This window comes from Arthrobacter vasquezii (assembly GCF_029455255.1).
Classification (GTDB): domain Bacteria; phylum Actinomycetota; class Actinomycetes; order Actinomycetales; family Micrococcaceae; genus Arthrobacter_D; species Arthrobacter_D parietis.
In genome coordinates, this window is sequence record NZ_JAROKN010000021.1 from 1 (window position 1) to 26,921 (window position 26,921).

Here is a 26,921-nt window from a genome sequence, read left to right on the forward strand (position 1 = left end):
GCAGACCCGCGGCCGAAACGGGGCATCCGCGCCTTCGGGAGGCGTGCCGGCCGCCGTTCCGGCTCGTGGTGATAGTCGTCGTCGTCCTCGTGGGTTTCCGGCTCCGTGGAACGGGCAACACCGAAGATTTCCGAACCGAGGGTGTCTGTGAAGAACGGTTCGATATAGGGGGCATCCTGCTGGATCACAAGGTCCAGGAGGTCAGCCGCCGGTGCGCGGTTGGTGACAAGGTAGGTGCCGGCGTCGGTGATTCCGAGATCAAGAACCTGGATATTACCGGACCGCTCACCCGTGGCGACTTCGCGGGCGCTCGTGGCAACCTGACCGGCGTTGGAAGGCGATGCCACCAGGATGCTGACCGGCCGATTGAGCACCTGGTCCACGCCATCGAGCACCAGGTCCTTCTCAGCAGAGGCGAGGACGTAAGCGGTGACCTTGTACCGGCCGCCCAGTACTGAGCCGACGTCTACTGCTTCTGGCACGTGTTCCTCCCGGATGTGGATACTTTGTACCAATGCTACCGGCCACTTCCGGGCAGATAGTGCGCACGCGCGGGGCCACCGCTTACCGGCGTGCGAAGCGGGATAGGAGCGGAGCGAGGAAGTCGCTCAGTTCGGTGATCCGCAGGACTTTCAGCATGCCGATGTAGACCCCTGCCATCAGCGGTCCGGCAACCAGCAAAACGACGACGGCGCTTCCCACCGACTGCCAGACGAACCCGTCCGGCTGGTAGGCACCGAAAAACCACAACAGCCCGGCGCCGAAAGCCGCGGCGATGAGGCCCGCAACGGTCAGCCGGACGTGCACGTCGTAAATATGCCCAGCTCCGTATCCGCCGATTTTCCGGACCAGAAACACATGACTGACGACGACGGCCACAATATTGCCGAGGGTGAAGCTGAGAGCCAGCATGGGAACGATGAGAGCCGGCTCGAACAGACTGGCGGTGAGGGCCAGTGCAACCCCGGTGACCGAGAGGATGAGCTGGATTTTCAGCGGGGTGATGGCGTCTTCCGCCGCGTAGAAAACCCGGTTGAGGAAGAAATTGGCGCTGAGGAAGGGCGCGCCGACCGCCAGCAGCGTGATGATCAGTGCGTTGAGTGCGCCGCCGGCACGGATACCACCGGAGAAGACCATGCCAAGCGGCGCGGCCAGGGCCAGTAGCGCTGCTGCACCGAAAACAGTGGCCACGCCGATGGTCCGCATGCCCAGGGACAGTGTTTCCTTGGTGGTTTCCACATCACCCTGCGAGTGCGCGGCCGCTAGACGATTGAACATGACGGTTGCCAGCGATAGCGCAATCACGGAGTGCGGCAGAACATAGACCAGCGACCCGATGTCCAGGTTGGTCAGACCGGCAATGTAGACGTCGTCGGGCAGGTCGGTTCGAGCTTCTGTGGCGATCGTGGCCACCCACTGGTTGATCATGTAGAGACCGTTGCCGATCAGCATGGTCACGATCGTGATGGAAGCCAGCCGTCCTGTCTTGCCGAGCCCGACGCCGCGCCACCCGAACCTGGGACGAAGGCCGAGGTGCAATCGGCGCAGCGGGACGATGAGGACCACCGCCTGGATGACGATGCCGAGGGTGGTGCCGCCGGCCAGCAGCAACGTATGGGTGGGAGTCCACGTATCGGGGGTATGGCCAGTGGTCCGTTCGGCGCCCAGCATCACGATGAAGGCAATGAGGAAACCGATCGAGACGATGTTATTGACCACTGGAGCCCACATGTACGGGCCGAAGGAGCCGTTGGCGTTAAGCACCTGGCCAATGATCGAGTAAAGCCCGTAGAAGAAGATCTGTGGCAGGCACCAATAGGCAAAGACCGTAGTGAGGGCCAGCGCGTCACCGGACACATTGGTGAGCAGGTCCGCCAGGAACGGCGCAGCGAGCGTAATCAGCACCGTAAGAATGAACAGGACGATGACCGAGAGCGTCATCAGGCGGCTCACGAAGTCCGAACCGCGGTCCTCCTGCTGGCTCGCTCGGATGATTTGCGGCACGAGCACTGCGTTGAACACACCGCCGGCAACCATCAGGAAGATGTAGGTCGGCAGGTTGTTGGCAGCAGGAAACAGGTCGGACACCGCGCCGGCCGTGCCGATCGCCGTGGCGAGAAGAGCGACACGGACGAGGCCGAGGATACGCGAAACGAGGGTACCCGCGGCCATGATTGCGCTGGAGCGTGCTGTTGTATCAGTGGGCGGAACGTTGCCCGCGGGAGTGGGACGGCGACTGGGCACCACGCCCGCATCCTGGACCGGTATTGAGGCGGTGTTGGTATCAGACATCGTGACTTATCGTCTCACCATTGGCGGCCGATCCCGGTAACCGCGGTCCACGCAGCAAGCCCGTAATCGCCACGGTATGACGGGCACCGGCTCAGAGGTACTGCGGCAGGACCTCTCGGGCGAGGTCGGCGATACGCCGCTCGTTAGGGAAGGAGAGCTTGCGGCCGAGGTCTGCGAGCGGAACCCATGCGACGTCGACGGCCTCGTGATCGGGATCATTCTCGATGGTCAGATGCCCGCCCGTAGAGACAAGGAGAAAGTGGTGGACCGTCTTGTGGACGCGGTGACCGCTGACAGTGAACCAGTAGTCAATACTGCCGAGCGCTGCGAGGACGCGGCCGCAGATGCCGGTTTCCTCCTCGATCTCCCTTACTGCTGCCTGTTCGTTGTTTTCCTGGTTCTCCGGATGTCCCTTGGGCAAACACCACTCAAGCCGTCCACCGCGGTTCAGCCTCGCGATGATTGCTACGTTGAGCAGGTCCGTAGAGGTGTCGACGACGATTCCGCCGGCCGACACTTCCTCCACCGTGGGGAGGGACTGATGAATTAAAGGCGCGCCTGTTCGGCCCATTGACGCTGTCAATGGGGTGCGCTTTGGTGCGCTCGGAACGGGACGGTCCATGATCCCACTCTAACTACCTTTGCTGGGGGATGATGACCGCGCGGGCGGCTCCCCGCCAGCATGCAGGACGGTCGGCGTGTTGCCGTGCCGATGGTTCCACCGGCGACCCTTTAGCGCGTGCCCCCGTTCCCGTAATGGTGTTTGGGCTGATCTCTGGCACGCTTAAAGGACTATGGTGCACCTGTTGGAAGATTCCCCGTTGACCGCCCCCCTTCCGGCGGTGGTTACTGAGCTAGGACGGCTGTTCGCTGATGCCGGCCACGAGCTTTCACTGGTGGGCGGGCCGGTCCGCGACCTTTTCCTCGGTAGGTCCTCGCCGGACCTCGATTTCACCACGGACGCTGATCCGGATCAGATAATCGCGGTCATCCGGCGGTGGTCCGACGCCTTTTGGGAGATTGGCCGGGAGTTCGGAACGATCGGGCTGCGCAAGGCGTCCTTCACCATCGAAGTCACGACCTACCGCGCCGAGGCGTATGAGCCGTCCTCCCGCAAGCCCGTGGTTGCCTTCGGCACGAATCTGGAGGATGACCTCCTCCGCCGGGACTTTACGATCAACGCCATGGCCTTGCGTCTGCCCTCACTGGAACTCGTGGACCCGTACGGTGGAGTAAAGGACCTGCACGCGGGCCTGCTGCGCACTCCGGGGGCGCCGTCGTCGTCATTCTCCGATGATCCGCTCCGAATGATGCGCGCGGCACGGTTCGCTTCCCAGCTGGGAGTGGAGGTTGCGCCGGAGGTGCGGGATGCGATGACCGCGATGGCCGAGCGCATCACCATCATTTCCGCAGAGCGCGTCCGGGATGAGCTGATCAAGCTCATCAACGGTGCCCACCCCCGGCGGGGCGTCGACCTCATGGTTTCCACCGGGTTGGCCGACCACGTGCTGCCTGAGGTGCCTGCGCTGCGCCTTGAGATGGATGAGCACCACCGGCACAAGGACGTCTACCAGCACTCACTGACCGTGCTGGAGCAGGCGTGCGCACTGGAAACCGATGACGACGGCGCGGTGCCGGCTCCGGACTTTGCCCTGCGGTTCGCTGCCCTGATGCACGACGTCGGGAAGCCGGCCACCCGGCGCTTCGAACCAACCGGCGCGGTGAGTTTCCGCCACCACGATGTTGTCGGAGCAAAGCTGACAGCCAAGCGGATGAAGACGCTCCGTTTCGACAATGACACGATCAAGGCGGTGGCGCGCCTCGTGGAGCTGCACATGCGCTTCTACGGCTACGGCGAGGCGGGCTGGACGGATTCCGCCGTGCGCCGTTACGTGAGCGACGCCGGGCTGCAGCTTGAACGGCTGCACCGGCTGACGCGGTCGGACGTGACAACGCGCAACCGCCGGAAGGCAGAGCGCCTCGCTTTTGCTTACGACGACCTCGAGAACCGCATCGCTGCGCTCGCCGAGCAGGAAGAGCTCGCATCGATACGGCCGGATCTGGACGGAGAAGACATCATGAAGCTGCTGGGTATTCGGCCGGGGCCGGTTGTGGGGCGGGCCTATCGCTTTCTTTTGGAGGAACGCATGGAACATGGTCCGCATACCCGTGAGGCTGCCGAGTCCAAGTTGCGCGTCTGGTGGGCCGGCCAGCCCGAAGCAGGAGATGAATCATGAGCCAGTCCGGAGCAGCTGCCGCTGATCTGACCGCGGCGGGCACACCGCTGCCTAACCTTTGGCTATTGCGCCACGGTGAGACGGAGTGGTCCCGCGACGGCAACTACACCGGCCTCACTGACCTTGCGCTGACTTCGGCCGGCGAGCAGCAGGCACGGGACGCTGCGAGCCGGTTGGCCGGCGTCGAGTTTGACCTGGTCTTCACGTCTCCGCTTCAGCGTGCGCGACGCACGGCTGAGCTGGCCGGTTTTGGTGGCGCCGAGGTGCTCCCGTATGCCCATGAGTGGGACTACGGCGACAATGAAGGCCGTAACAGCGCGCTTGTCCGCAAGGAGAATCCGGATTACCTCATCTGGAAGGACGGCGTCCCAAACGGAGAAACCATTGCCCAGGTGGCAGCACGCGCTGACCGGATCATCTCGAGGGTTCAGGCCGGTTGCGGCACACCGGCGGACCAGGATCCGCAGGCGCAACCGGTGCGTAACGCCCTCCTGGTTGCTCACGGCCACTTCCTCCGGGTGCTTACGGCGCGCTGGCTGGAGTTCGAACCCGTGGAGGGGCGGCGCTTCATCCTTGGTACGGCCGCGGTGTGTGCGCTCGGCTGGGACAAGCGCACTCCCGCCATCCTGCGCTGGAACGTCTAACTTCCCGGTGCCCGCGTACTCCGTCGGCCATACGTGATGCTCCGCAGTAGCCACTCTGCCGGGCCAATTCGTATGCGTGCGAGGAGAAGGCGGCTGAGGATAAGTTGGGCTGCAAAGATGACGACGGCGATTCCCGCCACCGCGCTGGCCGGCAGTCCGTCGGAGAGCCGCAGCCCGTAGGCGGTGAAAACGAGCGCCATGATCACCGACTGCAGGAGGTAGTTGGTGAGCGCCATGCGTCCCGCGGGTGCAAGCAGTCCGCAGAGGCGTGCTCCGGCCGCCGTGCGGAAGAGCAGCAGGAGGAGACTCACGTAGCCGGCTGTCTGCAGAGGCGCGGTGAGCGTTGAGATGCCGAAGGCCAGCACACTGAACCGGTCGCCGCTCCCATAGGTGGTCAGGTAGGCCTGGAAAACACCGGCGGCGAGGCCGACGGGAAGGCAGGTTGCCGCCGTCGTCGTCAGGATGCGGGTGGGGAGCGGCCGTTCCAAAAGGCGGGCCCGGGCGGCCGCGAGCCCGAGGTAGAACATTCCGAGCGAGAGCGGACCCTGAACGAAGACCACACCGGCAACGTTCTCCAGGAAGTTGTCCGCGTTGGCTGCGAAGACCGAGCTTGGGCTCTGGGTGAGCGCGCCTGAATTGACTGCAATAGCGGCGGAAGGAGCACCCGCTCCGGCGCCGGCAATGAAAAGGCCCACAGCCAGGATGAGCGAACCGATCCCTCCAATCAGCGCACTGCCCGTGATGACGGCCGTGGACGTGCGCAGTGAGTGCGTCGCGAGCAGAATCAGGCCCATCAGCGCATACGTCAGGAGGATGTCCCCAAAAAACAGGACGAGACCGTGCAGCAAGCCGAGGACAAACAACGCAGCAAGGCGGCGCTGGATGCGTTGTACCGGGGATGCGGTTGCCGCAATGGCCGCCCGCCACTGCAGATCAAAGCTGTAGCCGAACAGGAAGGAGAAGAGTAGGTAGAACTTCGCTTCGAAGAGAGCTGCAACCGTGAACCGCACTGCGAGGTCAGCTGCCGACCGGTGATTCGGGCTGATTTCGCCGGCAAGGGTGAACGGGTCGGCGAAGTACCAGATATTGACCATGAGGATGCCGCCGAGCGCAAAGCTGCGCAGCGCATCGACCTCGCGGAGCCGTGCAGATCCCATCCGCCTACCTCTCCTCGAATCCTTGGTCAGCCTAACGCTGCCTGGCGGGCTAATGCGCTGCTGCTGTCCCGGCTACTCCCCGTCCGGCAAAATATTCGGAATTTCTCGCAAAAGAGCTAGGCGAAGGCGCTTCGTTTGAGGTAGCTTTGAGAAGTGCCATTGGGAGAACCCAATCTTCCTTTGTTTTTGCACTGTTCAGGTAAGCGCAAGTTAGAAGTGGAGGTGGGATTCGGTGATTAATCTTCTCGGCGGCATGATGGCCGCGCGAACCCGCCCAGCCTCCGCCATCGCTGCGCATTAACTTCCTGCTGAAAACGGCACTTCTCTCCTAATTTCTTCTGCGGAGAAGTTTTCTTTTTCCTTTGTGTGCGTCAGGCGGAACCCGCCTCGCTTTTTCGTGCCTTTCTCACGAATTCCGGGCTCATCGCAGCCCTCTTCTCTTCCCGCACCACAATCTCAGGAGATATCCATGCCTGTTTCAGCCCCTGTTTCCACCGAACGCACCACGGCCCAGGTCGATGCACAGCAGCGTTCACACGGGGAATTCATCATGTCCGGCAGTCTCACCCGCCTCGACCCGGTTCGTGAACCCGACACGCAACCCGTCGATTTATCAGCGGTGATGCCTGACTTCACGCAGCGAGAGGAGGTGTACTTCATGATTAAGAAACTTCGGGAAAGTGTTTCCTTCTGGAAGCGAATACAGGAATCGTCGGTCGATAACGCCTGGGAAAACGCCCAGTCTTTTGCCCTGCCGCAGCATCACCTGTTCATCAAGTAACAGGTGCGTCCATGCGGCGTGTAGCCGCGCCCTGTCGATCCGCGAAGGAGAAACTGATGCAAGTCATCGGTGCCACCACCAGAGAAGCCCGCGCTTCCCAGCGCGGGCTTCCGCCTTTAACGGACCACTCCGGCTCCACGAGGCGCTCCCGCGGAATGTCGTGACTGTTGTCCGCGTTATATGGTCACTAGTGGCCAGAGGTCAAGTGCTGGCAGAAGAATACAACCTGGACGGCGAAGGGAGGGCTCGTGACCCCCGTGAAGCGCGTGGCGATGCTGTCGCTTCACACGTCGCCCTTCGATCAGCCCGGCGGCGGCGACGCCGGCGGTATGAATGTCTATGTACGCTCAGTGGCGCTGGAGCTCGCCAAGGTCGGTATCGACGTCGAAATTTTCACTCGCGCAGCAGCGGACGGGCAACCTCACATTGAGGAGCTGGGCCCGGGCGTCCTGGTCCGCCACCTTATTGCCGGACCCACGCGCCGGGTTCCGAAAGAAGTACTTCCCCAACTCTCCGATGACCTGGCCGACGCCATCGCCGACGCCACCGATCTGCTTGCCGACGGACACTTCGATGTCATCCACTCCCACTACTGGGTCTCCGGCATCGTGGGCTTGACCGTCGCGAAATCCCTCAACCTGCCGTTGGTCCACTCGATGCACACCATGGCGAGGGTGAAGAACCTCCGGCTGCATGCCGGAGGAGTAAGGGAACCTGAATCGCGGATTTCCGGCGAGCAGACCATCGTCAACGACGCCGATCGCCTCATCGCCAACACAAGTACCGAGGCCGCGGAATTGGAATCCCTTTACGGGGCGGCCGCCGAGAAGGTCGACATTGTCGCCCCCGGTGTGGATCTCGACATCTTCAATGCGCTTGACCGGCCCGCCTCGCGTTCCGGGCTTTCGTTCTCTGCCGAGACGTTCCACGTGGTCTTCGCCGGCCGGATCCAGAAGCTGAAGGGTCCCCACCTGCTGGTTGAGGCTGCCGCTGACTTGCTGGCGCGGCGCCCCGACATCCCACTCCAGGTCAGCATCATCGGCTCCGGCAGCGGACCTGAAGCCCTGGAGCTGCGGCCCCTGATCAATCGGCTTGGACTACAGGACGTGGTCCGGCTCTATCCGCCCGTTTTGCCGGAGCAGCTTGCGCACTGGTTCCGCGCGGCCGACGTCGTTGCGATGCCTTCCTACAGCGAATCTTTCGGTCTGGTGGCGCTTGAAGCGCAGGCCTGCGGCACACCGGTTCTGGCAGCGAATGTCGGCGGACTGCCGCAGGCGATCAGTGCCGGGCGAACCGGCGTTCTGGTTGACGGGCATGGTGCCGCACTATGGTCAGCGGCGCTGGAGGTCCTGCACGACGACGGCGTAATGCGCCGCAGGCTCGGCACCAATGCTGCGGTGCACGCGTTGGCTTTCGGTTGGCAGCGGACCGCACTGTTCACGGCGCAGAGCTACCGGACGGCCGTCGAACAATACGAGGGTGCGCCCGCACTGTAGGCCCCAGCACATCAGCCAGTTCCCCAGGACCGTGTGCCTAGGATGGACGGGTGAATGCAGCCGCCGAACTCGCCAGCTATCTCGACTCAGTAGGTATTACCGGGAAGGTTGCCACACCGCGGCAGGACAACCTGCGGCACATGCAGCTGTTCCTCGATGGAAACGAGCACCTCGAGTTTGGTGTGCGGCTTACCCGCACCTGGAGCCTTGATGAGGTGTTTGACCTGATGCACGAGCGCGTCGGCACCAGCGCCGACCGGGATCATCTCGAGGGTCAGGACACCATCGACGCGCACAAGTGCGTCGCAGCACTCGACCGGTTCGCGGACCGGTTTGGCGTGGCCGTCCGCTCGGGCAGCCGGATTCTGTTCGCGACCGGCCACCCCGCAGGGTTGCTGCCCGTTCACGCTGCGCTCGCCGCTGCAGCTGAACGGGGCGGCGCAACCGTCGTCAAGGTCCCCGAGGGCCAGCCCTTCCGTGACGGTGACATCCGGCAGTTGTTCGGTGTCCTGGCCTGGCATCAGTACGGCGGCCTCGTCCACACCCACTATCCGGAGCCGATGCGGCTCAGCCTTGAGCTTCTCGCATCCCAGGGCGCACCCGCGCCCGAGCTGGTCGTGGCCGATCATGGTTGGGCAGGGCATGCCGCATCAGTTGGCATTCCGACTCTCGGCTTCGCCGACTGCAATGACCCCGGCTTGTTTGTCTCCGAGGCTGAGGGGCAGTTGGAGGTCGCGGTGCCGCTGGATGACAATCTGTGCCCCGGTCTGTATGAGCCGATGACCAGCTACGTTCTGGAGCGCGCAGGACTCGGCTAAAGCCCCTCTTCGGCGGCGCGCTCGCGCGTGGGCGCGCTGGTAGATTGGATGCAGCTCACACCCGAGCCGCCCATAGTCCAGCCAGCACCCCGGAGGGATTTCAGACGATGACGTCTATCCACGCCCCTGTGTCCGATCTCGACATTGCACGAGCGGCCCGTATCCGTCCCATCGAGGACATCGCAGCAGCGGCGGGTATTCCTGCTGAAGCGCTGGAACTGCACGGGCGGTACAAGGCAAAGATCGACGTCGCGCAGTTGCCTCGCGTCCCCGGGAAGGCGCCGGGGAAAGTGGTTCTGGTCAGCGCCATGAGTCCAACTCCCGCGGGTGAAGGAAAGTCCACCTTGACGGTAGGGCTTGCGGATTCGCTGGCGCGGGCCGGCCAGAGCGTGATGGTTGCGCTGCGCGAGCCCTCGCTTGGCCCGGTCATGGGCATGAAGGGCGGAGCCACCGGCGGCGGGTATTCGCAGGTGCTGCCGATGGAGGACATCAACCTTCACTTCACCGGTGATTTCCACGCGATCACCAGTGCAAACAACACGCTCATGGCCCTGGTGGATAACTCCATCTACCAGGGCAACCCGCTCAACATCGATCCGCGAAGGATCACCTTCAAGCGCGTGCTCGACGTCAATGACCGCAGCTTGCGGGACGTGGTGATCGGACTGGGCGGGCCCACGCAGGGAGTTCCGCGCCAGGACGGTTTCGACATCACGGTGGCGTCCGAAGTCATGGCCGCTTTCTGCCTCGCCACTGATCTCGCCGATCTCCGGAACCGGCTGGCGCGCATGACCATCGGATATACCTATGACAGGAAGCCGGTAACCGTTGCGGATCTCGGCGTCGAGGGAGCGCTGACACTGCTGCTGAGGGACGCCGTGAAACCGAATCTCGTGCAGACGATTGCCGGCACGCCGGCGCTGGTGCACGGCGGACCGTTCGCCAATATCGCACACGGCTGCAACTCGGTCATCGCCACCCAGACAGCGCAGCGCCTTTCCGACATCGTGGTAACCGAGGCTGGGTTCGGCGCAGATCTGGGTGCCGAGAAGTTCATGGACATCAAGGCGCGGGCCGCGGATGTGGCGCCTGACGCCGTCGTAGTGGTTGCGACCATCCGTGCCTTGAAGATGCACGGTGGTGTGGCGAAGGACAATCTGCGGGAGCCGGATGTCGACGCGGTGAAGCGCGGAGTCGTGAACCTTCGGCGCCACGTAGCGAACGTGCGGAAGTTCGGCATCACACCCGTGGTGGCCGTCAACAAGTTTGTTACTGATACGGATGAGGAACTCGAGTGGCTGTTGTCGTGGTGTGCTGCCGAGGGTATCAGCGCGGCCGTGGCGGATATCTGGGGTGAGGGCGGCGGCGGCCCGGGCGGTGACGATCTCGCCGGGAAAGTCCTGGCCGCGCTTGAAGCACCTCGCTCCTTCCGGCACCTGTATCCACTGGAACTCCCTGTGGAGGAGAAGATCCGCACGATTGCGCAGGAGATTTATGGGGCATGCGACGTCGAATTCTCCGCTGCTGCCCTGCGCCGGCTCAAGGAGATCCAGGCAAACGGGTGGGATCAGCTTCCGGTGTGCATGGCCAAGACGCAGTACTCGTTTTCCGACGACGCCACCCGGCTCGGCGCTCCCGAGGGTTTCACCCTCCATGTACGGGACCTGATCCCGAAGACCGGAGCGGGCTTCATTGTCGCCCTCACCGGAGCGGTGATGACCATGCCCGGTCTGCCGAAGGAGCCAGGCGCCCTGCGCATGAACGTGGATGACGAGGGCGGCGCGGTGGGACTGTTCTGAGTATTGTCCAGCGATACAAACGAAAGGACTGTGGGTGAAGGCGCTTTATAAATCGGGTGCTCGGGCTGGTTTTGAGTTCGTGGATCGGCCGGAGCCGGTGCCTGGCGTGGGTGAGGTGAAGATCCGGGTGTTGACCACGGGTATTTGCGGGACGGATCTGCATATTGAGTCGTGGGATTCGTGGGCGGCCGGGATTATCGAGGCGCCGCTGATTCCCGGGCACGAGTTCTACGGTGAGGTTGTGGAACTCGGTGAGGGTGTGTGTGAGGTCCGGGTGGGGGACCGGGTGTCCGGTGAGGGACATATTGTGTGTGGTATTTGCCGTAATTGCCGTGCTGGGCGCCGGCAGATGTGTATCCGGACGGTCAGTGTGGGCGTGCAGCGTGATGGTGCGTTTGCTGAGTTCGTGGTGATTCCGGAGACCAATGTGTGGGTTCACCACGATGCTGTGACACCGGAGTTGGGTGCGGTGTTCGATCCGTTCGGTAACGCGGTTCATACGGCGTTGAGTTTCCCGTTGGTGGGTGAGGATGTGTTGATCACGGGGGCTGGTCCGATTGGTTTGATGGCGATCGCTGTTGCCCGTCATGCCGGTGCACGCAACATTGCGATCACGGACGTGTCGGAGCCGCGGTTGGATCTTGCCCGGTCCATCGGCGTGGATTTGGCGGTGGATGTGAGCCGGATGCGGATCATCGAGGCGCAGCGTGAGCTGCATATGGTGGAGGGTTTTGATATTGGTCTGGAGATGTCCGGGCACCCCACGGCGTTGCCGGAGATGATCGAGAACATGAACCACGGCGGGCGGATCGCAATGCTGGGCTTGCCGTCCCAGGACATCACGATCGACTGGGGGAAGGTGGTCACGCACATGCTCACGTTGAAGGGTGTGTATGGGCGGGAGATGTTCGAGACGTGGTACGCGATGAGTGCGATGCTGCAGTCCAATGACCGGTTGCGTGATGCGGTGGCGAGTGTGGTCACTGACGTTTTGCCGGCGTCTGACTGGCAGGAAGGTTTCAGCATTGCCCGTGATGGGCGCAGCGGCAAAGTAGTGCTTGACTGGTCGGCGATCTAGAGGGAGTTTGCGAATGTTTGTTTCAGTGCGGGATCAGCTGCAGTCGGAGCTGCAGGAAATCCGGGATGCGGGTTTGTATAAGCATGAGCGGACCATTTCTTCGCCGCAGTCCAATAGGATCCGCGCGGCGTTGGGCAGCGCGGAGGGGGCGCAGGTGTTGAACTTCTGCGCCAACAACTACCTTGGTTTGGCGGATCATCCGGCGATTATCGAGGCTGCGAAGGGTGCGTTGGATGATCGCGGGTTCGGGATGGCGTCGGTGCGTTTCATCTGCGGGACGCAGGATCTGCATCTTGAGCTCGAGAAGCGCGTGTCGGCGTTTTTGGGCACTGAGGACACCATCTTGTTCTCGTCGTGTTTCGATGCCAACGGCGGGGTGTTCGAATCCCTGTTGAACGCTGAGGATGCTGTCATCTCGGATGCGTTGAACCACGCCTCGATCATTGACGGGATCCGGCTCAGTAAGGCGCAGCGGTACCGGTACGCGAACCGGGATATGGCGGATCTTGAGGCGAAGCTGCAGGAGGCTTCTGGTGCGCGCCGTCGGTTGGTGGTGACTGATGGGGTTTTCTCGATGGATGGGTATCTTGCTCCGTTGCAGGAGATCTGTGACTTGGCGGAGCGGTATGACGCCATGGTGATGGTCGATGATTCGCATGCTGTGGGTTTCATGGGGCCAACGGGGGCGGGAACACCGGAGCATGCTGGTGTGTCTGACCGGGTGGATCTGTATACCGGGACGTTCGGTAAGGCGTTGGGTGGTGCCTCGGGTGGGTACGTGTCCGGGCGGGCGGAGATCGTCGAGTTGTTGCGGCAGCGGGCGCGGCCGTATCTTTTCTCCAACTCGCTGGCCCCCTCGATTGTCGCGGCAACCCTGACGGCCCTGGACCTGGTCCAGAACAGTGCGGAGCTTCGTGCACGGTTGGGTGAGAACGCGGCCCTGTTCCGGTCTCGGATGAGCGAGGAAGGATTTGAGCTGCTCGCCGGCGAGCATGCCATCATCCCGGTTATGTTCGGTGATGCCGCGCTGGCGGCGAGAGTGGCGGACAGCATGCTCGAACACGGGGTCTACGTGATCGCGTTCAGCTACCCGGTTGTCCCCAAGGGAGCCGCGCGCATCCGTGTGCAACTCTCCGCAGCCCACAGCGCCGAAGACGTGGAAGCGTGCGTCACCGCCTTCGTTGCAGCACGGGACGCCACGGCGTAGTTCCTGCGTGCCGCGCTGAAGTAGGCGAGGGTGATTGCTTCCTGCTGAGGAGTACGTAGGCGGATGCCGCGCGGAGGCGATCCTGCCGCCCCAACCGCCCCGGTCACGCCCAACGGTACTAAACCGGCGCCTTGCCGGTGTGGACCACCTTGACAGGTGCCGCTACCGTTCTCGGCCGGACCGCCAGGTAAAGCCCGCCCACTGTGAGCAGCACCAGCGCAGCAACAACGACGGCGGTGCCCGGGTCATCAGCCAACAGCAGCGGTATTGCCCGCCCCGGTGCCGTGGCTGCGAACACAAAAGCGATTGCAATGCCGATGTAGCTACCGATCATGTTGGCCCGGTGAGCAACGATGTTGCGGCGGATCGCCGAGACGAGGCCGAGCGTCACCGTGATAATGGTGAAGGCGGAGAGACCGTGAAGCCAGCTGAAATGTCCGTCGGTCACAATCCCGAAACTGCTCACGCAGACGAAGTACATGGCGCTCACCCAGGTATAGCCAATGATCCTGTGGGTGCGGTCGCGTCGCCGTCGGAAAATATTGAGTGGCCCGAGCACCAGGACGTACAGCGCGGCGACCACGTGGGCGGCTATGAGCGGGCTCCAGTCCATGGTCATAAGATAGACCCACTATCTTGCGATGTATATCTGGATAGTTGACGTCTTTCCACTATCCAGTGAGGACCCTCGTGCAGCTGAAGGAACTGAGCGCGTCAACGGGCATAAGCGCCGCCAGCATCAAGTTCTATCTTCGCGAAGGACTGCTCCAGCGCGGGGTCGAGATCCATCCCACTCGTGCCGAGTACAGCATCCGGCACGTTGAACGCCTCGAGCTGATCTCGGGTCTCCGGTCAGTCGTCGGGCTTCGTGTCGATCAGATCCGTGGCTTGATCGGACTCATTGAGGATACCGGTGTATCCCGCCTTGAGCTGTTGGGCAAAACCCAGGCGATGGTGATGGGTGCCCCTGCGGAAGCGGTGCAGGACCACCCGCTTATGAACGGGCTGTTGGCAGCCCAGAGCTGGCCGGATGCACCCTCTGAGGCGCGCGCGCTGCTCAACATCATCCTCCGGGAAATGGAGACAATGGGACTTTCGGTGAGCGCCGACGTCGTACTTGGATATGCACGAGCGGCCGATCAGGTGGCACAGCAGGATCTGGGCACAGTCCTCGACACACAGTCCCGGGATCAGGCAGTGCTCGCGGTGGCAGTGGGTGTCCGCGCATACAGCCGACTGCTCCTTGGCCTAGTGGGGATGGCGCAGGCGTCGCACAGCATCCGCCGACTGGGTGGAACACGTTCCGCGTGAAGCCTGCAGGCCACGTTTCTTCAGGACAGTGGCAGGGCCACCGAGCAGACGAGGGATACCGCGAGGATCACCAGGGTTGAAATCAAACCGAGCAGCACCGGGCGCTTGCCCACGCGCAGCAGGCTTTTCAGGTGGACTCCCAGACCCAGGGCGAACATCGCCGCTGACAGCAGCAGCGTCTGCAGGATCTGTGCCAGTTCCAGGACCCCTTGCGGGAGGACATCCGAGGTGCGCAACAGCATCGCTCCGACAAACCCCACAATAAAGAGCGGGACCACGGGAGGAATCTTGCCGCCTGTAGCCGGTTCGGCACGGCGCATGCGCAGGGCTATTCCGGCGGTGATCGGCGCCAGGGTGAGGACACGGGCGAGTTTCACCGTGACGGCAACAGCAAGAGCAGAGCTGCCCACTGATCCGCCCGCGGCAACAACCTGTGCCACTTCATGGGTCGATGCCCCGATCCACACGCCGAGGGTCCTCTCCGGCATTCCCAGCAGCCCGCCCAGGAAGGGGACCGTGGGGATCATCAGGGTCCCAAAGAGCACCACCAGTCCGATGGCGGTGGCGACTTCCGTCTTCTTGGCGCCGGCCGCAGTCTCCGTGGCTGCAACCGCTGCCGCACCGCAGATAGAGAACCCTGAAGCGATGAGAAGTCGCTGGGCAAAGCTGATGCCCAGGAGCTTTCCGATCCACAGTGTGGCAGCGAAGGTCACACCCACTGACAGAAAAACAAGGAGGAGCACACCGGGGCCCAGCCCAAGTACTGCTGAGAGTGAGAGTTGAAGTCCGAGCAGTACGATGCCCGCCCGCAACAGGGTTTTGGATGAAACACCGATCCCCTCGAAGAACAGGGATGGCACCGGCAACAGGTTCCCCCAGGCCGCTCCAAGGAGGATGGCGATCAAGAGCGGGCTGGTTCCCGGAAGTAGACCGCTCAGCAGCCAGGAAATTGCAGCGCCGGCGAGACACACCGCCAGACCGGGAAGGCTATTGCTCATGTCAACAATTTCTCATGCGATGCGATCGCCAGCGGTCGGACAGGCCACTTCCCCACAACAAAACGCCCCCGGTAGGACCGGGGGCGTTTCATCAGAGGGGAACTGCTCTAGCGCTCGACCTCGCCGCGAATGAAAGCTTCAACTTTGTCGCGGGCGATGTCGTCGTTGTACTGCTCCGGCGGCGACTTCATGAAATAGCTTGACGCCGAGAGAATCGGTCCGCCGACGCCGCGGTCTGCGGCAATCTTCGCGGCGCGGATGGCGTCGATGATCACACCGGCAGAGTTCGGGGAATCCCACACCTCGAGCTTGTACTCAAGGGAAACCGGTGCATCGCCGAAGTTGCGGCCCTCGAGACGCACAAACGCCCATTTGCGGTCATCGAGCCAGGCGACGTAATCCGACGGTCCGATGTGGACGTCGTCGGCGTGCAGTTCGGCCTCTACGTTTGAGGTGACAGCCTGGGTCTTGGAAATCTTTTTTGACTCAAGGCGGTCCCGCTCGAGCATGTTCTTGAAGTCCATGTTGCCGCCGACGTTGAGCTGGTACGTGCGGTCCAGCGTGACTCCGCGGTCTTCGAACAGCTTGGCCATCACGCGGTGGGTGATCGTTGCGCCGATCTGGCTCTTGATGTCGTCACCCACAATCGGCACACCCGCTGCAGTGAACTTATCAGCCCACTCCTTGGTGCCTGCGATGAAAACGGGAAGTGCGTTGACAAAAGCGACGCCCGCATCGATTGCGCACTGGGCATAGAACTTCGCTGCTGCTTCGGAGCCGACTGGCAGGTAGCAGACCATTACGTCAACCTGTGATGCCTTGAGCTCAGCGACGACGTCAATCGGCTCCGCATCGGATTCGACGATGGTCTCGCGGTAATACTTGCCCAGGCCATCGAGGGTGTGCCCGCGCTGGACCTTCACTCCGGTGGGCGGCACGTCCGCGATCTTGATGGTGTTGTTCTCGCTGGCGCCGATGGCGTCGGCGAGGTCCAGGCCGACCTTCTTGCCATCGACGTCGAACGCGGTGACAAACTGCACGTCATTGACGTGGTACTTGCCGAACTCCACATGCATCAGGCCGGGGATGGTCGCCGTGGCGTCTGCATCCTTGTAGTACTGCACACCCTGCACCAGGGATGCTGCACAGTTGCCAACACCGACGATTGCTACCCGAATGGGGTTAGTTCCCACTGTTCTCCTCTTTACGCGCACTTATAACCGCCCGGACCGAGGTCTTTGTTTGCCTTTGCCTCCGGCGAAATCCACAGCTTACCCAGTCTACTTGTTATTGCGAACGCCCGTTGTTGCCTGCTCATTCCCTCAAGCCCTCCGGAGTGCGGAATTACAGGTGGGTTTCTACGAAGAGGGCGCCATTGTCCTGCCCGTTGGCTAGGCTTTCGAGACATGGAGCAAGAGCAGGGTCAGCGCCGCCCCGCAAGCATCTCCGTGCCTACGCGCGGGGACCCCTTGCTCAGGCATGCCGCGGAAGTCGCCGGCGGGCCACTTGGGAGGCACGCTGCACCGGGCAGGGTGCGGCCGGCCGTCTTCACCGTCGGGCGGGTCCTGATCCTGATGACCACAGCCGCCGCTGTCCTGGCGGTGCTGATCAAGGCTCCGTGCCGAACCGACGGATGGACACGTCCCGCGCAGTTCTACCGGGGCTGCTACTCAGACTGGACCGAGGCCTTCCAGTTCCAGGGTCTCGGAAGCGGTTTGTCCCCATTCGCGGAGGGGTCCACCTTTGATGGGCCGCTGCTCGTTGGAGTGTTTGCGGGACTGGTCGCGCTACTGGTGCCGACGTCCGCGGACGGCATAGTCCAAACGCAATCCCTGATGCAGTATTTCGACGTGAACGCTGTACTGATCGCTGCCGCGTGGATTGGAACTGTTGTTACCGTGATGCGACTGGCGAGTCGCCGACCCTGGGATGCGGCGCTTGTGGCGGTGGCGCCGATCGCGATCCTGACGGCAACCTCAAGCTGGGTGCTGCTGTCCGTCCTATTGAGTGTCCTGGCTGTGTGGGCGTTTGCGCAGGAGCGCTATGTGATCTCCGGCGTCCTGCTCGGGTTCGGCGCCGGGTTCAGCGTTCACGTGCTCCTGGTCCTCGCTGCCGTCATACTGTTGGCCATCCGGACCGGCCGGTTCAGGGGTGCCCTGCTGAGCGGCGGTTCGCTGATCGCCGTCTGGGTACTCACCGTTCTGCCGTTCGGGCCCGAACGCGTTCTGGCACTGCCGTGGGAATACGATCCGGCTCGCCTCGGCATTTCCTCTTCGCTGTGGGCGGGCTATGACCTGCTTGCGCAGCGGCTCGGCCTGCCGGTGCTCTCTCCGGTAGCAACAGCAACCCTGGCTTTTACCATTTTCGCGGTGCTGGTTGCCCTGATATGCCTGCTGGTGCTGCGGGCACCGCGACGCCCACGCCTTCCGCAAGTGATTCTTCTGCTGCTCGGAGCACTCGTCCTGGTCCTGCCCGACTACCCTCCCGCACTCACTCTGTGGTTGCTGCCCTTCGTTGCGCTCTCGTATGTCGATTGGCGAATACTTTGTGTCTGGCAGCTTGTTGAACTACTTCACTGGTGGGCGTACTGGATGTACGTAGCCCGAGAAGCGTCGTCAGGCGTGGTGGAGAACAATATCGACTCCCCCTACTATGTCGCCGCGATCTTGGCGCGCCTACTGGCCACCGGTTACCTGTTGTATCGGGTTGCGCAACATATACTTGAACCGACATATGATCCGGCGCGGCGCATTGGTATTGACGATCCGGCAGGCGGCCCCTTCGATGGTGCTCCAGACCGGCATGCGCCTGCTCCGGTACTGTTGAGCGAGTCCCCTCCAAACCTCACCATCACCGCACCGAGAGACCCCCAGTGACAGAATCCGTCTTCCGCAGCGAGCGCCTTACGCCAGAGGAATTCGAGCTGTTGGCGTCGGCAAGCCCCGATGTCGTCATTCCGCTCGAACAGACTCCGCAGTGGGCGGGCTTCGAGCGCAGTCTGGGCCGGGAACCGTACGGATTGTGGGCCTACTACGACGACGACGGCGCACCGGCTGCGATGGTGAGCTTCCTCCGGGTGCGGCGCAGGTTCCGAGAATCGCTGGTCGCGATCAACGGGCCCGTATGGTTCGCGGACCGTACCGCGGAAGCTGAACTCCGTCTTATGCACACGGTTCAGCACCAGTTCACTGATGATCCGGGCACAGACCCTCTCTATGTCCGCATGCAGGTGAAACACCCGCTGCCTCCTGCAGCCGGCCCGATCGAGCACGGCTGGTATGAGCGCGAGATCGTCGTTGACCTGACGCCGGGCGAGGATGCAATCTTCAAGTCTTTCCGGCCGAATGCCAGGAACAGTATCCGTCGTGCGGAACGGTCAGGCGTGGAGGTCCGGACCATTGAGCGGGCACGCTGGGTCGAGGTATTCAGGGCGGACCTGTACCCGATTCTGCAGGAAACAGCGGAGCGCGACGGCTTCTCCAGCTTCGGCCCCGAATACTACGAGTTGCTGCTCTCAACTCTGGGGGATCATCTTCGGCTCATGGTCGCCTACGTGGACAGCAGGGCTGTGAGTTGGTTGATCACTACCGAATACCGCGGCTACTCGGTCTACTATTTTGCGGGCAGCACACACGACGCGCGCAAGACGTTTGCGCCTTATCTGTTGCTGTGGGAAGCGTTTAAACAGCTCAAAGCTGCCGGCAATACCGCTTGCGGGCTTACCGGCATCGTGAGTGAGAACTACCCACAACTGGTCAACGTCACCACGTTCAAGCGGAACTTCTCCAAGAACGTTGTGGACCTCCCCACAACTTATGACATCCCGCTGAACCCGGGTAAGTACAAGGTGGTGGCTGGACTGCTCTCATTCCGCAGAACGGCGCCGGCCAAAGGTCGCGCGTTGCTCATGCGAGCAGCCTCGTCCGTGTCCACGCTTCGCGCCCACCGGTCCGGAGGGAAGAGCTAGCCATGGCGGACGTCGCGATTGTCGGTGCCGGCCCCAATGGGCTGGCTGCCGGCGTCGTGATGGCACGTGCAGGCTTGAGCGTGGAGATATTTGAGGCCGAACGAGCTATCGGCGGCGGGTCACGCACCATGGAGCTGCTTGAGCCGGAACACGTGCATGACATTTGTTCGGCTGTGCATCCGATGGCGCTGGCGTCACCCTTCTTCCGGGAGTTCGGTCTCCGGGAACGGATTCCCTTCGTGGTTCCCGAGCTGTCGTACGCCAATCCGCTGGACAATGGCCGTGCTGGACTCGCGTACCGCGATCTTGGGCGTACGGCGCTCGGTCTGGACAAGGACGGACAGGCCTGGCGGCGACTGATGCGCCCGCTCGTGCAGCACATTGATGGGGTGGTCGATACCGGGCTCAACCAGTTCCTGCGGGTCCCGCGGCATCCAGTCGCGGCCGCCCTGCTCGGTTCAAGGACGCTCGAGCAGGGGACTGGCCTGTGGAACCTGCGCTTCTCGACGGAAGAGGCGGCGGCATTGTTTACCGGAGTTGCCGCACATGCCGTTGCTGCCCTGCCCACACTCGCGGCTGCAGGTGCCGGGCTCACCCTCGGAGCGTTGGCGCATGCCGTGGGATGGCCCATTCCGGTTGGCGGATCCCAGGCATTGGTCAACGCTATGGCGGATGACATCCGGGCACATGGCGGCGCCGTCCACACTGCCCGTCGGATTGAATCGGTCGGCGAGTTCGACGGAGCAAAGGCAGTCCTGCTCGATGTCTCACCCGGTGCTGTTGGCGGCCTGGCAGGCGATCGCCTCCCGCAGGGCTACGTCTCAATGCTGGACCGGTTCCGCTTCGGGGACGGCGCCTGCAAGGTTGACTTCATCCTCTCGGGGCCGGTGCCGTGGGCAAACGAGGAAGTACGAGCGGCCGGCACAGTTCATGCGGGCGGAACCCGGGCTGAAGTGGCGGCGTCGGAAGCCGACGTGGCCGCCGGACGCCATCCGGAAAAACCGTACGTGCTGGTTTCGCAGCCTTCCCTGTTCGATTCTTCCCGCGCACCCCACGGACGGCAGGTTCTGTGGACTTACTGCCACGTGCCCAACGGTTCCACGCGGGACATGACGGAGGCCATTGTGCGGCAGATCGAACGTTTCGCGCCCGGCTTCCGCGACGTCGTCGTGCGTTCACACGTCATGACTGCAGCTGACCTTGAGCAGTACAACGCCAATTACGTGGGCGGTGACTTCAGCGGTGGCGCGGTGACCATCCCTCAGCTGCTGGCGCGTCCCTCATTCGGGCCGCACCCTTGGCGGATGCCGGGGAAGGGCCTCTATCTGTGCTCAGCATCGACCCCGCCCGGCCCGGGCGTGCACGGGATGGGCGGTTATCACGCGGCAAAACTTGCACTCAAGGACGTGTTCGGGCTGCCGGTGCCGCAGTTGGGAAGGTCATCGTGAGCGCACTCCTTTGCTGATCGATTTCAGCGAAGAGTAAGCTTGATCACGATCGCATAACTGAAAAGCGCAGTAATAAAACGCCCTTGACCCGCAGCGGGAGAGTCCTGCCGTTGACCTACAGCCGGCAGGCGCCGTAGGAGCAAACCCTCCCCAGGAATCTCTCAGGCCCAGCACCGCAGCGGAAAGGCAACTCTGGAAAGTAGCGCAGCTGAAGATAGGTTGTGCTCACCGACGGTGCAAGGTGAACCCTGTGTTCACGGAATCTCTCAGGTCCAAGACAGAGCGGGGAGGAACCCACCCACCTGTCCGCGCGCCCTGCACGCACACTGATTCACGGAGTTCCTCATGACGCACCAGACGGAATCAACTTTCTCCGACCGCCACATCGGTCCCCGCTCGGACGACGCCGAGCAGATGCTCAAGGTCCTGGGCTACCCCAGCCTGGACAAACTCGTCGATGTTGCGGTGCCGGCGAGCATCCGTATCAACGAGGGCCTGGACATTCCGTCTGCGCTGAGCGAGTCGGAGGTCCTGGCGGAACTGCGCAGCATCGCCGCGAAGAACAAGACCGCCGTGCAGATGATCGGTCAGGGCTACTACGACACGGTCACCCCTCCTGTCATCCGCCGCAATGTGCTTGAGGCTCCCGCCTGGTACACCGCCTACACGCCCTACCAGCCGGAAATCTCCCAGGGCCGTCTTGAAGCCCTGCTGAACTTCCAGACGATGGTCCAGGACCTCACTGCGCTGCCCATCGCCAACGCCTCCCTGCTCGATGAAGCATCGGCCGTTGCCGAGGCCGTCCTCCTGATGCGTCGCTCCGGCAAGAACAAGGGACGAACCATCCTGGACGCGGAATGCCTCCCCCAGACCATCGCCGTCGTGCAGGGCCGCGCTGAGGCGCTGGGCTTTGATATCGAGATCGCTGACCTCTCAAAGGGATTGCCGGACGGCGACATCAACGGCGTCGTCCTCCAGCAGCCCGGGACATCCGGCACGCTCCGCAACCACACGGACATGGTCGCGAAAGCGCACGACGGCGGCGCCCTGGTGACGGTCGCAGCGGACCTGCTAGCGCTGACCCTGATCACCCCTCCGGGGGAGCAGGGCGCGGATATCGCCGTCGGCTCCGCCCAGCGTTTCGGTGTGCCGCTGTTCTTCGGCGGACCGCACGCTGCGTACATGGCCGTTCGAAAGGGCCTGGAGCGCATGCTCCCCGGCCGCCTTGTTGGGGTGTCGAAGGATTCCGACGGCGCACCCGCCTACCGGCTTGCACTGCAAACACGTGAGCAGCACATCCGCCGCGAGAAGGCTACGTCGAACATCTGTACCGCTCAGGCGCTCCTCGCGATCGTTGCCAGCATGTACGCCGTTTACCACGGTCCCGACGGGCTGAAGGCGATCGCGGAACGTGTCCATGGAAAGGCGGCGCGGCTCGCTGCAGCCGTTCCAGGGACGGTCCACGAGTCCTTCTTCGACACCCTTCTCGTGAAGGTCGAGGGCCAGTCCGAGAGCATTGTCCGCAAGGCCGAGGAGCGCGGCATCAACCTGCGGTTGGTCGATGCCGATCACGTCGGCATCTCCTGTGACGAGACCACCACGGACGCTCACCTTGAAACCATCGCCGAGATCTTCGGGGTAAATCTGTCAGCCGACGCGGAGACTGCAATCCCTGCTGACCTGCAACGGACGTCGTCCTATATGACCCATCCCGTGTTCTCCCTCCACCGCTCAGAGACCCAGATGCTGCGCTACCTGCGCGGTCTCTCGGACCGCGACCTGGCACTGGACCGCACCATGATTCCGTTGGGATCCTGCACCATGAAGCTCAACGCCACGGTTGAGATGGAACCGATCTCCTGGCCCGAGTTCGCAACCATCCATCCGTTCGCCCCCGAGCACCAGACCGAGGGCTGGCGCCAGCTGATTGATGACCTGGAGGGCCGTCTCGCTGAAATCACCGGCTACGCCAGGGTGTCGATTCAGCCGAACGCCGGCTCCCAGGGTGAACTCGCCGGTCTGCTGGCCATCCGCAAGTACCATCTTTCACGCGGTGATGAGGCTCGCACAGTGTGCCTCATCCCATCGTCAGCACACGGCACCAACGCCGCCTCTGCTGTGCTCGCCGGCATGAAGGTGGTTGTGGTCAAGACAGCCGGAAACGGCAACATCGATCACGATGATCTCCAGGCAAAGATCGAGGCGAACAAGGATTCCCTCTCCGCGATCATGATCACCTACCCGTCCACGCATGGCGTTTTCGAGGAGGACGTCCGCTGGGTCTGCGACCAGGTGCATGGCGCGGGCGGTCAGGTCTACATCGACGGCGCAAACCTTAACGCGCTGGTCGGGCTAGCAAAGCCGGGTGAGTTCGGTGGTGATGTTTCCCACCTGAACCTGCACAAGACGTTCTGCATCCCGCACGGCGGCGGAGGTCCCGGTGTCGGGCCGGTAGCAGTGGCGGAGCACCTTGCCCCCTTCCTGCCTGGAGATGCGAATAGCGCAGCTGGTGTAGACAACAGCAACACAGCCGGCGTCCCTATCTCCGCCTCCCGCTTCGGTTCAGCAGGCGTACTGCCGATTTCCTGGGCCTATGTGGCGCTGATGGGAAGCGAGGGCCTGACGGCAGCCACGAAGTCCGCGCTCCTTGCAGCGAACTACGTCGCCGCCCGCCTCAATGAATACTTCCCGGTGCTCTACTCGGGTGAGAACGGACTCGTGGCGCACGAGTGCATTCTGGACCTTCGCGCACTTACCGCGAAGACCGGTGTGACAGCCGAAGACGTGGCCAAGCGCCTCATCGATTACGGCTTCCACGCCCCGACGCTGAGCTTCCCGGTAGCGGGCACGTTGATGGTGGAGCCCACGGAGTCCGAGGACCTGCGCGAACTGGACCGTTTTGTCGAGGCGATGATCGCCATCCGACACGAGATCGACCGCGTCGGAACAGGCGAATGGCAGCTGGAGGAGAGTCCGCTTCGCCAGGCACCGCATACCGCACAGACGCTCATCAGTGACGAGTGGTCGCAGGCCTACTCCCGGGAACTGGCTGCATTCCCGCTGCGGACGCTGCGCCACGACAAGTACTTCCCGCCGGTCCGCCGTATCGACGGCGCCCACGGTGACAGGAACCTCGTGTGCTCGTGCCCGCCGATCGAAGACTTCGAGGACTAAGGGATCGCCATGACAAAGCAGACAGCGCTGTATGCCCAGCACCAGGAACTCGGTGCGGCATTCACCGACTTCGGCGGTTGGCAGATGCCCCTGAAGTACCGCAGCGAACTTGAAGAGCACCACACGGTTCGCCGGGCCGCCGGCATTTTCGACCTTTCGCACATGGGCGAGGTGATGGTCACTGGGCCGCAGGCAGCCAGCTTCCTCAACTATGCCCTCGTGGGAAATATGGAGATCATGGCGGTGGGGAAGGCCAAGTACTCCCTCATCTGCACCGAGGGCGGCGGAGTGATTGATGACCTCATCACGTACCGTCTCGCCGAGGACCAGTTCCTTGTGGTGCCCAACGCCTCGAACTCCGACACGGTTGCTGCCGAGCTGCAGCAGCGTGCTGCCGACTTCGATGTCACTGTGCAGGATCAGTCGGAGGAGACCGCTCTCATCGCGGTGCAGGGACCGAACGCGGAGGCGATCCTGCTCGGCATGGCGCCGGCTGCAGACCGCGACGCCATCACCTCGCTCAAGTACTACGCCGCCGTTCGCGTGGAGCTCGCCGGTCAGCCGGTCCTCCTCGCCCGCACCGGCTACACCGGCGAGGATGGCTTTGAACTTTTCATCGAGAACGCGCAGGCCGTACAGCTGTGGAAAGCCGTGACCGAGGCAGGAACCAACCATGGCCTGGCGCCCTGCGGGCTGGCCTCGCGGGACTCGCTTCGCCTTGAAGCCGGCATGCCGTTGTACGGTCATGAGCTCGGCCTGGAGACAAATCCGTTTGAAGCGGGATTGGGCGGTGTCGTCAGCCTGAAGAAGACCGAGAACTTCGTGGGCCGCTCCGTGCTGGAGCCGCTGAAGGCCGAAACACCGGAGCGAAAGCTGGTCGGTTTGCGTGGTACCGGACGCCGGTCTGCCCGTGCAGGGTACGACGTCGTTTCGAACGGACAGACCGTAGGTACCGTTACGTCTGGCCTTCCGAGCCCGACCCTCGGGTACCCGGTTGCCCTCGCTTACGTTGACACAGCGTTGAGCGAACCGGGCACGGAACTGCAGGTTGACCTGCGCGGACGTCCGGAGGGTTTCACCGTCGTTGAGCTGCCGTTCTACAAGCGTCCGGGCCGCTCATGACCATCAGCGCCTTCGACCTCTTCAAAATCGGGATAGGTCCGTCCAGTTCACACACGGGCGGGCCCATGACGGCGGCCTTTCTCTTCACCCGGATGGTGGTGGAGCAGGGGCTGCTGGAACAGGTCCAGCACGTCGATGCTGAACTGTTCGGTTCGTTGGGCGTAACCGGTCATGGGCACGGAACAGTCAAGGCCGTGATCCTGGGGCTCGAGGGCGAGCAGCCGCACCTTACCGATCCGGAACGCGCTGAACCTCGTGTGGAGGAAATCTCGAAAACAAAGACCCTTCGTCTGGCCGGCTCACACGATGTAGCTTTTGATCCGGAGAAAGATCTTGTTCTGCACCGCAAGCAGCGGCTGGACTACCACACCAATGGGATGCGCTTCTCGGTATATAACGCTGAGGGCATACTCTTATTCGCCTGCGAATACTACTCGGTGGGCGGGGGTTTCGTTCTGGACGAGGACCAGATCGGCACCGACCTGTCCGCGGAACAGACCGTCGCGATTCCCTACCCGTTTGAATCCGGCGAACAGTTGCTCGGCCTTGCAGCATCGACGGGAAAGTCCTTTTCCGGGATTGTGCTGGCCAATGAACTGGCCGTCCGGTCCGAGACTGAGATCCGCAACGGCCTGCTCGAGATCTGGGACGTCATGCAGGACACCATCCGGCGGGGGTCGACCAACAGCGGCATTCTTCCCGGTGGGCTGCATGTCCGGCGTCGTGCTGCCCGGCAGTTGGAACTGCTTCAGAAGGAAGCTGACCCCAATGACCACCTCAGCACCATGGAGTGGGTCACCCTGTTCGCGCTTGCCGTAAACGAGGAAAACGCGGCCGGCGGTCGTGTGGTGACCGCTCCCACCAACGGCGCGGCCGGCATCATCCCGGCAGTCCTGAAGTACTACACAGACTTCGTTCCGGGAGCCGACGACGACGGCGTTATCCGCTTCCTGCTCGCCGCCACTGCTGTCGGTGCCCTCTTCAAGAAGAATGCCTCCATCTCGGGTGCCGAGGTCGGCTGTCAGGGGGAAGTTGGTTCAGCGTGCGCGATGGCCGCTGCGGGGCTGGCCGAGGTGTTGGGAGGCACACCCGAGCAGGTCGAAAACGCCGCTGAAATCGGCATTGAGCACAACCTGGGCTTGACCTGCGATCCCGTCGGCGGACTGGTGCAGATACCGTGCATCGAGCGCAACGCCGTGGGAGCGATGAAGGCAATCACCGCAGCCCGCATGGCCGTGCGCGGCGACGGGCAGCACTTCGTCTCACTTGACGCTGCGATCAAGACGATGCGTGAAACCGGTGCGGACATGATGGACAAGTACAAGGAAACCGCCCGTGGCGGGCTGGCCTTGAACGTCGTGGAATGCTGATTGGGTTCCAGGGACTGCCCCG

21 protein-coding genes, 1 pseudogene and 2 riboswitches are annotated in these 26,921 nt (G+C 62.9%); of the genes and pseudogenes, 15 read left to right on the plus strand and 7 right to left on the minus strand.

The features are described 5' to 3' along the window. From P4U43_RS09380 to P4U43_RS09390, 3 genes and pseudogenes are all read right to left on the minus strand, one after another. Window positions 1-482 (minus strand): annotated as a pseudogene (locus tag P4U43_RS09380) (hypothetical protein); the annotation flags it as partial. 82 nt (window positions 483-564) lie between these two features. After that, window positions 565-2,292, minus strand: coding sequence for a murein biosynthesis integral membrane protein MurJ (gene murJ, locus P4U43_RS09385; RefSeq protein WP_277358504.1), 1,728 nt, complete (start codon window positions 2,290-2,292; stop codon window positions 565-567). 91 nt (window positions 2,293-2,383) lie between these two features. Beyond that, window positions 2,384-2,914: an NUDIX hydrolase gene (locus P4U43_RS09390; protein WP_277358505.1), complete on the minus strand. Its 531-nt coding sequence runs from the start codon at window positions 2,912-2,914 to the stop codon at window positions 2,384-2,386. Between the two features lie 172 nt (window positions 2,915-3,086). Here P4U43_RS09390 and P4U43_RS09395 point away from each other — a divergent pair, with 172 nt between their 5' ends. After that, window positions 3,087-4,529, plus strand: a complete 1,443-nt coding sequence (locus P4U43_RS09395; protein WP_277358506.1) for a CCA tRNA nucleotidyltransferase — start codon at window positions 3,087-3,089, stop codon at window positions 4,527-4,529. Further along, window positions 4,526-5,173, plus strand: a complete 648-nt coding sequence (locus tag P4U43_RS09400) for a histidine phosphatase family protein (protein ID WP_056545578.1) — start codon at window positions 4,526-4,528, stop codon at window positions 5,171-5,173. The genes P4U43_RS09395 and P4U43_RS09400 overlap by 4 nt, the downstream gene beginning before the upstream one ends. Here the strand turns inward: P4U43_RS09400 and P4U43_RS09405 are convergent. After that, window positions 5,170-6,330, minus strand: a complete 1,161-nt coding sequence (locus P4U43_RS09405) for a DUF418 domain-containing protein (protein ID WP_277358507.1) — start codon at window positions 6,328-6,330, stop codon at window positions 5,170-5,172. The genes P4U43_RS09400 and P4U43_RS09405 overlap by 4 nt on opposite strands. 469 nt (window positions 6,331-6,799) lie before the next feature. Here P4U43_RS09405 and P4U43_RS09410 point away from each other — a divergent pair, with 469 nt between their 5' ends. The 6 genes from P4U43_RS09410 to P4U43_RS09435 all read left to right on the plus strand — a co-directional run bounded on the left by P4U43_RS09410 (window position 6,800) and on the right by P4U43_RS09435 (window position 13,509). Beyond that, the gene (locus P4U43_RS09410; RefSeq protein WP_277358508.1) at window positions 6,800-7,111 is read left to right on the plus strand and encodes a hypothetical protein; all 312 of its coding nucleotides are present in this window, start codon (window positions 6,800-6,802) and stop codon (window positions 7,109-7,111) included. Between the two features lie 248 nt (window positions 7,112-7,359). Beyond that, entirely contained in the window at window positions 7,360-8,607 is a 1,248-nt protein-coding gene (gene mshA / locus P4U43_RS09415) for a D-inositol-3-phosphate glycosyltransferase (protein ID WP_277358509.1), read from the plus strand. Between the two features lie 50 nt (window positions 8,608-8,657). Further along, window positions 8,658-9,425 (plus strand): phosphatase, encoded by a 768-nt coding sequence (locus tag P4U43_RS09420; RefSeq protein WP_277358510.1) that lies wholly within the window; start codon window positions 8,658-8,660, stop codon window positions 9,423-9,425. A gap of 107 nt (window positions 9,426-9,532) precedes the next feature. Further along, a complete protein-coding gene (locus P4U43_RS09425) occupies window positions 9,533-11,224 on the plus strand; it encodes a formate--tetrahydrofolate ligase (protein ID WP_277358511.1) in 1,692 nt (563 codons plus the stop codon). A 34-nt stretch (window positions 11,225-11,258) separates the two neighbouring features. Then, window positions 11,259-12,302: an L-threonine 3-dehydrogenase gene (tdh, locus tag P4U43_RS09430; protein WP_277358512.1), complete on the plus strand. Its 1,044-nt coding sequence runs from the start codon at window positions 11,259-11,261 to the stop codon at window positions 12,300-12,302. 13 nt (window positions 12,303-12,315) lie between these two features. Continuing rightward, window positions 12,316-13,509 carry a glycine C-acetyltransferase gene (locus tag P4U43_RS09435; RefSeq protein WP_277358513.1) on the plus strand — a complete coding sequence of 398 codons (1,194 nt, stop codon included), beginning with the start codon at window positions 12,316-12,318 and terminating at the stop codon, window positions 13,507-13,509. A gap of 118 nt (window positions 13,510-13,627) precedes the next feature. Here P4U43_RS09435 and P4U43_RS09440 read toward each other — a convergent pair whose 3' ends face one another. Beyond that, window positions 13,628-14,122, minus strand: coding sequence for a DUF2306 domain-containing protein (locus tag P4U43_RS09440; RefSeq protein WP_277358514.1), 495 nt, complete (start codon window positions 14,120-14,122; stop codon window positions 13,628-13,630). Between the two features lie 77 nt (window positions 14,123-14,199). Between P4U43_RS09440 and P4U43_RS09445 the strand changes: the two genes are divergently transcribed. Further along, the gene (locus P4U43_RS09445; RefSeq protein ID WP_277358515.1) at window positions 14,200-14,820 is read left to right on the plus strand and encodes a MerR family transcriptional regulator; all 621 of its coding nucleotides are present in this window, start codon (window positions 14,200-14,202) and stop codon (window positions 14,818-14,820) included. A gap of 20 nt (window positions 14,821-14,840) precedes the next feature. Here the strand turns inward: P4U43_RS09445 and P4U43_RS09450 are convergent, their stop codons facing one another. Together P4U43_RS09450 and P4U43_RS09455 are read right to left on the minus strand one after the other, a co-directional pair. After that, window positions 14,841-15,818 (minus strand): YeiH family protein, encoded by a 978-nt coding sequence (locus P4U43_RS09450; RefSeq protein WP_277358516.1) that lies wholly within the window; start codon window positions 15,816-15,818, stop codon window positions 14,841-14,843. A gap of 107 nt (window positions 15,819-15,925) precedes the next feature. Next, window positions 15,926-17,011, minus strand: coding sequence for an inositol-3-phosphate synthase (locus P4U43_RS09455; protein ID WP_056545557.1), 1,086 nt, complete (start codon window positions 17,009-17,011; stop codon window positions 15,926-15,928). Between the two features lie 213 nt (window positions 17,012-17,224). Between P4U43_RS09455 and P4U43_RS09460 the strand changes: the two genes are divergently transcribed. From P4U43_RS09460 to P4U43_RS09485, 6 genes are all read left to right on the plus strand, one after another. Beyond that, window positions 17,225-18,694: a hypothetical protein gene (locus P4U43_RS09460; protein WP_277358517.1), complete on the plus strand. Its 1,470-nt coding sequence runs from the start codon at window positions 17,225-17,227 to the stop codon at window positions 18,692-18,694. Then, complete coding sequence (locus tag P4U43_RS09465) at window positions 18,691-19,785, plus strand: lipid II:glycine glycyltransferase FemX (RefSeq protein WP_277358518.1); 1,095 nt, start codon at window positions 18,691-18,693, stop codon at window positions 19,783-19,785. Before P4U43_RS09460 ends, P4U43_RS09465 begins: the two co-directional genes overlap by 4 nt. A 2-nt stretch (window positions 19,786-19,787) precedes the next feature. Further along, window positions 19,788-21,233, plus strand: coding sequence for a phytoene desaturase family protein (locus tag P4U43_RS09470; RefSeq protein WP_277358519.1), 1,446 nt, complete (start codon window positions 19,788-19,790; stop codon window positions 21,231-21,233). Between the two features lie 84 nt (window positions 21,234-21,317). After that, window positions 21,318-21,419: riboswitch (glycine riboswitch) on the plus strand. A 1-nt stretch (window position 21,420) separates the two neighbouring features. After that, a riboswitch (glycine riboswitch) is annotated at window positions 21,421-21,524 on the plus strand. A gap of 54 nt (window positions 21,525-21,578) precedes the next feature. Beyond that, the gene (gene gcvP / locus P4U43_RS09475; protein ID WP_277358520.1) at window positions 21,579-24,407 is read left to right on the plus strand and encodes an aminomethyl-transferring glycine dehydrogenase; all 2,829 of its coding nucleotides are present in this window, start codon (window positions 21,579-21,581) and stop codon (window positions 24,405-24,407) included. Window positions 24,408-24,416: 9 nt separating this feature from the next. Further along, window positions 24,417-25,529: a glycine cleavage system aminomethyltransferase GcvT gene (gene gcvT, locus P4U43_RS09480; RefSeq protein ID WP_277358521.1), complete on the plus strand. Its 1,113-nt coding sequence runs from the start codon at window positions 24,417-24,419 to the stop codon at window positions 25,527-25,529. Further along, window positions 25,526-26,899 carry an L-serine ammonia-lyase gene (locus P4U43_RS09485; protein ID WP_277358522.1) on the plus strand — a complete coding sequence of 458 codons (1,374 nt, stop codon included), beginning with the start codon at window positions 25,526-25,528 and terminating at the stop codon, window positions 26,897-26,899. Before gcvT ends, P4U43_RS09485 begins: the two co-directional genes overlap by 4 nt. Window positions 26,900-26,921: the final 22 nt, after the last annotated feature.

What these genes read in the sequence shown, in the direction of transcription:
- murJ (WP_277358504.1), bottom strand. Translation starts at nt 2,292, where the DNA reads ATGTCTGATACCAACACCGCCTCAATACCGGTCCAGGATGCGGGCGTG.
- P4U43_RS09390 (WP_277358505.1), bottom strand. Translation starts at nt 2,914, where the DNA reads ATGGACCGTCCCGTTCCGAGCGCACCAAAGCGCACCCCATTGACAGCG.
- P4U43_RS09395 (WP_277358506.1), top strand. Translation starts at nt 3,087, where the DNA reads ATGGTGCACCTGTTGGAAGATTCCCCGTTGACCGCCCCCCTTCCGGCG.
- P4U43_RS09400 (WP_056545578.1), top strand. Translation starts at nt 4,526, where the DNA reads ATGAGCCAGTCCGGAGCAGCTGCCGCTGATCTGACCGCGGCGGGCACA.
- P4U43_RS09405 (WP_277358507.1), bottom strand. Translation starts at nt 6,330, where the DNA reads ATGGGATCTGCACGGCTCCGCGAGGTCGATGCGCTGCGCAGCTTTGCG.
- P4U43_RS09410 (WP_277358508.1), top strand. Translation starts at nt 6,800, where the DNA reads ATGCCTGTTTCAGCCCCTGTTTCCACCGAACGCACCACGGCCCAGGTC.
- P4U43_RS09425 (WP_277358511.1), top strand. Translation starts at nt 9,533, where the DNA reads ATGACGTCTATCCACGCCCCTGTGTCCGATCTCGACATTGCACGAGCG.
- P4U43_RS09435 (WP_277358513.1), top strand. Translation starts at nt 12,316, where the DNA reads ATGTTTGTTTCAGTGCGGGATCAGCTGCAGTCGGAGCTGCAGGAAATC.
- P4U43_RS09440 (WP_277358514.1), bottom strand. Translation starts at nt 14,122, where the DNA reads ATGGACTGGAGCCCGCTCATAGCCGCCCACGTGGTCGCCGCGCTGTAC.
- P4U43_RS09450 (WP_277358516.1), bottom strand. Translation starts at nt 15,818, where the DNA reads ATGAGCAATAGCCTTCCCGGTCTGGCGGTGTGTCTCGCCGGCGCTGCA.
- P4U43_RS09460 (WP_277358517.1), top strand. Translation starts at nt 17,225, where the DNA reads ATGGAGCAAGAGCAGGGTCAGCGCCGCCCCGCAAGCATCTCCGTGCCT.
- P4U43_RS09470 (WP_277358519.1), top strand. Translation starts at nt 19,788, where the DNA reads ATGGCGGACGTCGCGATTGTCGGTGCCGGCCCCAATGGGCTGGCTGCC.
- gcvP (WP_277358520.1), top strand. Translation starts at nt 21,579, where the DNA reads ATGACGCACCAGACGGAATCAACTTTCTCCGACCGCCACATCGGTCCC.
- gcvT (WP_277358521.1), top strand. Translation starts at nt 24,417, where the DNA reads ATGACAAAGCAGACAGCGCTGTATGCCCAGCACCAGGAACTCGGTGCG.
- P4U43_RS09485 (WP_277358522.1), top strand. Translation starts at nt 25,526, where the DNA reads ATGACCATCAGCGCCTTCGACCTCTTCAAAATCGGGATAGGTCCGTCC.